Origin of the sequence: Raoultella sp., assembly GCF_039594335.1 — a bacterium.
Classification (GTDB): domain Bacteria; phylum Pseudomonadota; class Gammaproteobacteria; order Enterobacterales; family Enterobacteriaceae; genus Klebsiella.
This window is the reverse complement of the sequence record NZ_JBCNNS010000203.1, coordinates 1-5,289: the sequence shown is the minus strand read 5'-3', so window position 1 is coordinate 5,289 and position 5,289 is coordinate 1. Positions and strand designations below refer to the sequence as shown.

Annotated in this window: 6 protein-coding genes; 3 read left to right on the top strand and 3 right to left on the bottom strand. The window is 56.8% G+C overall.

What is annotated here, in order from left to right; genetic code table 11:
- Positions 1 to 540, top strand: a 540-nt coding sequence (gene suhB, locus ACZAHD_RS21325; protein WP_462458535.1) for an inositol-1-monophosphatase, incomplete at its 5' end; no start/stop codon positions are given.
- Between the two features lie 41 nt (positions 541 to 581).
- On the opposite strand, the gene ACZAHD_RS21320 is transcribed toward suhB, so the two are convergent.
- Together ACZAHD_RS21320 and ACZAHD_RS21315 are read right to left on the bottom strand one after the other, a co-directional pair.
- Complete coding sequence (locus ACZAHD_RS21320) at positions 582 to 1,562, bottom strand: nickel/cobalt transporter (protein ID WP_462458534.1); 981 nt, start codon at positions 1,560 to 1,562, stop codon at positions 582 to 584.
- On the bottom strand, positions 1,553 to 2,191 hold the full coding sequence (locus ACZAHD_RS21315; RefSeq protein ID WP_462458533.1) for a DUF1007 family protein: 639 nt from the start codon (positions 2,189 to 2,191) through the stop codon (positions 1,553 to 1,555). Before ACZAHD_RS21315 ends, ACZAHD_RS21320 begins: the two co-directional genes overlap by 10 nt.
- Positions 2,192 to 2,315: 124 nt before the next feature.
- Here ACZAHD_RS21315 and csiE point away from each other — a divergent pair, with 124 nt between their 5' ends.
- Positions 2,316 to 3,593: a stationary phase inducible protein CsiE gene (gene csiE / locus ACZAHD_RS21310; RefSeq protein WP_462458532.1), complete on the top strand. Its 1,278-nt coding sequence runs from the start codon at positions 2,316 to 2,318 to the stop codon at positions 3,591 to 3,593.
- Here csiE and ACZAHD_RS21305 read toward each other — a convergent pair.
- Positions 3,590 to 4,723, bottom strand: coding sequence for a 3-phenylpropionate MFS transporter (locus tag ACZAHD_RS21305; protein WP_462458531.1), 1,134 nt, complete (start codon positions 4,721 to 4,723; stop codon positions 3,590 to 3,592). The genes csiE and ACZAHD_RS21305 overlap by 4 nt on opposite strands.
- Positions 4,724 to 4,949: 226 nt before the next feature.
- Here ACZAHD_RS21305 and ACZAHD_RS21300 point away from each other — a divergent pair, with 226 nt between their 5' ends.
- On the top strand, positions 4,950 to 5,180 hold the full coding sequence (locus ACZAHD_RS21300) for an oxidoreductase C-terminal domain-containing protein (RefSeq protein ID WP_462458536.1): 231 nt from the start codon (positions 4,950 to 4,952) through the stop codon (positions 5,178 to 5,180).
- The last annotated feature ends 109 nt before the right edge of the window (positions 5,181 to 5,289 follow it).

Genomic DNA, 5,289 nt, shown 5'->3' with positions numbered 1-5,289 from the left:
ACCACCAACTTCGTCAAACGTCTGCCGCACTTTTCCGTTTCCATCGCCGTACGCATCAAAGGCCGTACTGAAGTCGCGGTGGTTTACGATCCAATGCGTAACGAACTGTTCACGGCTACCCGTGGCCAGGGTGCGCAGCTGAACGGCTATCGTCTGCGCGGCAGCAACGCCCGCGACCTGGATGGCACGATTCTGGCGACTGGCTTCCCGTTCAAAGCAAAACAGCACGCGACGGCGTACATGAATATTCTCGGTAAGCTGTTTACCGAGTGTGCTGATTTCCGCCGCACCGGTTCTGCTGCTCTGGATCTGGCTTACGTGGCCGCAGGCCGCGTTGACGGTTATTTTGAAATTGCGCTGAAACCGTGGGATTTCGCAGCAGGTGAACTGATCGCTCGTGAAGCGGGCGCGCTGGTCTGCGATTTCACCGGCGGCCATAACTACCTGATGAGCGGTAACATCGTGGCGGGTAATCCGCGCGTTGTGAAAGCCATGCTGGCGAATATGCGTGACGAACTGAGCGAAGCGCTGAAGCGTTAATCCTTCTCCCCTCACCCCGGTTCACGGGGTGAGGGTGTTAGTCAAAATGGTCGTAACCCCCCACCGACAGGCGCCGCACTGCTCCACATCACCAGCGCCGCAACCACTAAAATCACACCGCCCGCCAATGCCAGCGTCGCCCAACCAACGTGTTGCCATAGTGGTGGTGTCTTATTGCCGCTGAGCTTAACGGCCAGTTGCCGGAAACCATGAACCAGCAGCGCCAACCCGCTAATGGTCAACGACGTGCCTGCCGCCATCACCAGCGCAGCCGCCATTCCCCAGTTAAACACGCCAATCACTTTACTGAACAGCAGGACCATAATCGCCCCTGAACAAGGCCGCATCCCCATAGACAGAATAATGACCAGCCGCGCGCGCCAGTCATCGCCGCTCTGTAGCTGCTCCGGTGCGGGCATATGTTGATGGCCGCATCCGCACTGTGCATGATGAACGTGGTGCGGCGTAAATGCGGTAAACGTCGGTCGTCGCAGCACCGCGCGCAGCTTTTTCACTGCCCGCCAGCACAACAGCAGGCCCAGTCCCCCCACCAGCAGATAACTGCCTTTCTCCAGCCAGAAGCTACTGAGATGCAGTTGTCTGGCCGGCAGTTGCAGGAGGGTTAACACCACCACCACCAGCGCAATTGCCACAACGCCCTGCAGGAGTGAGGCCGCCAGGGTCAGCATGATACTGGATTTAAGCTTTGCCGGATGGGTTGCCAGCCAGGTGGTAATCACGATCTTGCCATGCCCTGGCCCCAGGGCGTGCAGCACACCGTAGAGAAAACTGAACGCCAGCAGCGAGACCCCGGCCGCTGAGGGGTTTTCCGCAACGGCTTTCAGCAGGCGGCTCAGCTCAACATTCAACGCCCGCTGCCAGACGGCACTTTGCAGCAAGACCTGCGGCCAGGTCTGCCACAGCCAGATTCCCGCCGCCGTGGCCAGCAGCAAAAACAGTACCAGCGGCCACATCTGGCGCAGACGCGAAGTGCGTGCGGCGTGAGAGAAAATTACGGACATGTCAGCGTCACCTTCTGCGCAAAGTAGGTCCCCAGCGCCATATCTTCCGGTGGCGCGTCGGCTTTATCGAGAGACTGGGCAAAGGCCGCCATTTTTTCATTCGGTTCCGGCGTGACCACGTTGACCTTGCATGTTGTGCGCAACGCGGTGGGCAGCGTGACATCGCTCGCTTTGTCATAGTGCATATCAACATAATAGGTTGGATCAAATGTCGACAACGTTAACGTCTGCCCGGCCAGCGGCTGAGGTTTTGCCAACGGCAGCGTAAACGTCAGCACCGCCTGGTGTCCATCGCGTTCGAGGCCATAGCCATCGGGTCGATTATCAAACTTCACCCGCTTACCGTTATGCCAGAGCTCGCTGAAGTAATGCTGGCCGAGCACATTGGCCATCACTTCCGCCGCCAGTTTTTTCCACACCTCATCCCCTGGCTTTGCCTTCCCCGCATCGTAGAGCAGGTCTGCCGAAGTGATTTCATCCATCGTCCAGCGCATTTTAAAACCGGTGAGCAGCCCGTTGTCTGCCACGACATCCGTCTTCAGGCTAATGAAGCTATGCGGGTGCGCTAGCACACTAAATGATAAAACCATGAAAAATGCCGCACTGGTGCATTGTTTCACTCTCTTCATCCGTTCCTCACGTGAAAAATTCTGTGAACTTAGCCAGCAATCCTGACGTAAAGGCGCCGAACTGCCCTGATCTCCATTCATCGATTAGCTATTCTTAGCAAAAACCCTAACTGGAACTCTCCAGATGATGACAGTCATTGAACCACCATCTGCGCTTTCCAGTCCACAGCGCCGTAGCCAGGTACTGCTGATGTTTTATCTGCCCGGGCAGCCCGTGACGCCAGAACGGCTTAGCCGCATCAACCAGGTTGATGAGTCAACGGCCCGGCAGGATATCGCAGAGACCGCACGCGAAATTCAGCGTTACCACCGACTGACGCTTTCGTCGCAGGTGGACGGCAGCTACCGGATTGAAGGTGCCGTCATCGATCAACGTCTGTGCCTGCTGCACGGCCTGCGGCGAGCGCTACGCTTGTGTCCGCATTTTATTGCCCACCATTTTACGCCGGCATTAAAAACGCAGCTTAAACTACAGGGCATTGCGCGGACGCTGTATGACGACACCAACCTGCAAGCGCTGGTCAACCGCTGTTCCCGGATGCTCAACCGGCAGTTTGACTGTCGGGATATTCAGTTTCTGCGCCTGTATCTGCAATATTGCCTGCTGCAACACCATCTTGGGCTCACGCCAGATTTTACCCATAAACAGCAGCGCTGGACGCAGCAAGCGGCAGAGTTCGCTCTCGCCCAGGAGATCGTTCGCCACTGGCAACGCCGGGTCGCCAGCATGCCGCACGCCGGCGAGCAACTGTTCCTGACGCTGCTCTTTATGTTGTTGAAAACCCCCGATCCCATCCGCGACGGTCATCACCAGGACCGGCGGCTACACCTGGCAATCGACCACTTAATCCACCGCTTCCAGGAGCTGGCAGGACGGCCGTTCAGCGACGACCAGGGACTCAGCGATCAGCTTTATATTCATCTGTCACAGGCGCTCAACCGCAGCGTTTTTGCCATCGGGATTGATAACGCGCTGCCGGAAGAGATTAGCCGCCTGTACCCACGTCTGATGCGCACCACCCAGGCCGCACTGAGCGAGTTTGAAGCGACGTACGAGATCACCTTTAATCAGGAAGAGGTAGGATTGATTGCGGTGATTTTCGGCGCATGGCTGATGCAGAAAAGCGATCTTCATGAGAAACAGGTCGTGCTGCTCACTCACGATAATCCTGATCTAGAACAGGCGCTTGAACTCCAGTTGCGCGAACTGACTCTGCTGCCGCTCAATATCAAATACCAGAGCGTGCGGGATTTTGAGAAAGAAGGTGCGCCAAAAGGTGTGGTGCTGGTTGTCACGCCGTATGCCACCGCGCTACCACTGTTTTCGCCGCCGCTGTTTCACGCTGAAGAGATGTTCAGCGTGAAACAGCGGCAGCATATTTGTAAAATGCTGGAAGATTAGGCGACCGCTTTTGGTCGCAGCACCACTGCCGGGAGGGCCACCAGCGCCATCACCCAGAATACGCCCTGGTGCAGATGCTGATAGAGGAAGCCGGCGAAAACCGTCATTACCGCAATGCTGCCGCCCATCGCCACGGCGGAGTAGACCGCCTGCAGGCGTATGACTTCGCTGCCCTGGCGCGTAGAGATATAGCGCATCGCCGCCAGGTGGCAGACCGTAAAGGTGCCGCAGTGCAAAATCTGCGTGACGATAAGCCACGGTAACGCCGTGGTCGCCCCCATCAGCGTCCAGCGCAGCAGACCGCACACTGCCGAAAGCAGCAACAGTTCCCGGGCACTGAAGCGACTAAATACTTTTTTGCTCAGCGCAAAGATAACCACTTCCGCCACCACGCCCAGCGACCATAAATAGCCCACGGCAGAGGCAGAGTAACCGGCTTCCTGCCAGTAAATCGCGCTGAAGCCGTAGTAGGCGGCATGCGCCCCCTGAAGCAGACAGACGCAGGTGAGAAAGCGCCAGCTTTGCCGTATCAGCGACAGCCAGGCCGCCCCCCCGGCCCCTTCTTGATGACGAAGCGCCCCTTGCGGCATCACCGAGGGTTTCAGTAGCATCCCCAGCAGCATAGAAGCAACGCCGAGGCTTAGCAGCAGCAGAATCGCCCGATAGTCAAACAGGCTGACCAACTTACCAGTGAGCGCCGAACCGATAACAAACGCCACCGATCCCCACAGACGCACGCGCCCGTAGTCCATGGTTATCTGTTTTTGCCAGGTGTTGGCCAGCGAATCGGTCAATGGCACCAGCGGCGAGAAAAAGAGGTTGAACCCCACGATCACCACCGCCAGCCAGGCAACGTGATTCCCGGCCCAAAAAGCCAGGGCAAACAACAACGCCAGTAGCGCGAGGAGACGCAGGGCGGAAATCAGCCGGGAGGGATCGCTGACCCGCGGGGCGATCAGCAAACTCCCCAGGAAACGGGCCACCAGCCCGGCGCCCAACAGCATACCGATGGTTTCCGGCGTTAAACCTGTTCCTGCCAGCCAGACGCTCCAGAAAGGCAGGAAAATGCCGTAGCTGAAAAAATAGGTGAAGTAACTAAGCGCTAACCAGCGCGTGGAGTGCAAAACCATGATTCCCTCCCGAATGGAGGCGATAGTCTGGCGATAAAGCGATGGACTGGCGCGATTTCCGATTAAAAATCGTGATCACAATCACTCATTTCGTTAACTGTACTTCGGATTCCATCAGAAAATGAGAGCAATAACGGCTCACACCGCATCCCCCACATCAGATCGCCGCGACAGCCATGTTGGGGCAAGAGGTTATCGGGTCGCAACGTCGGCCTGATTCTGAACCATTCAATTCAACGATAATCTGCCGTTCATCGGCGATATGCCGGGTGGAGCAGGGTGTTATCGGGAGGACCCTGCGCAGAAAAAAGCGATTTGGTTCCAGTTACGTGGCGGCGGGTTATTCGGGACCGTTGCGCTCAATCAGGGGCGCGTACTGCGCAAACGGATTCAAACGGGCAAACAGCTTTCGATTAAAGCATTGGCCGATGAGAGTATCGCACTTAATTCTCGGTAAAGCCGGGTTAAAAGTTCGCGCCGGCGGGCTTTGCGCATTTGACAAACATAACGGTGCATAGCGTGGCAGAGTTTATCATTGTGTATTACGTTTAAATCACGCACTTTTA

Excerpts from the sequence above, each read along its gene's own strand:
- ACZAHD_RS21315 (WP_462458533.1), bottom strand. The coding sequence starts at position 2,191 with ATGAAGAGAGTGAAACAATGCACCAGTGCGGCATTTTTCATGGTTTTA.
- ACZAHD_RS21320 (WP_462458534.1), bottom strand. The coding sequence starts at position 1,562 with ATGTCCGTAATTTTCTCTCACGCCGCACGCACTTCGCGTCTGCGCCAG.
- csiE (WP_462458532.1), top strand. The coding sequence starts at position 2,316 with ATGATGACAGTCATTGAACCACCATCTGCGCTTTCCAGTCCACAGCGC.
- ACZAHD_RS21305 (WP_462458531.1), bottom strand. The coding sequence starts at position 4,723 with ATGGTTTTGCACTCCACGCGCTGGTTAGCGCTTAGTTACTTCACCTAT.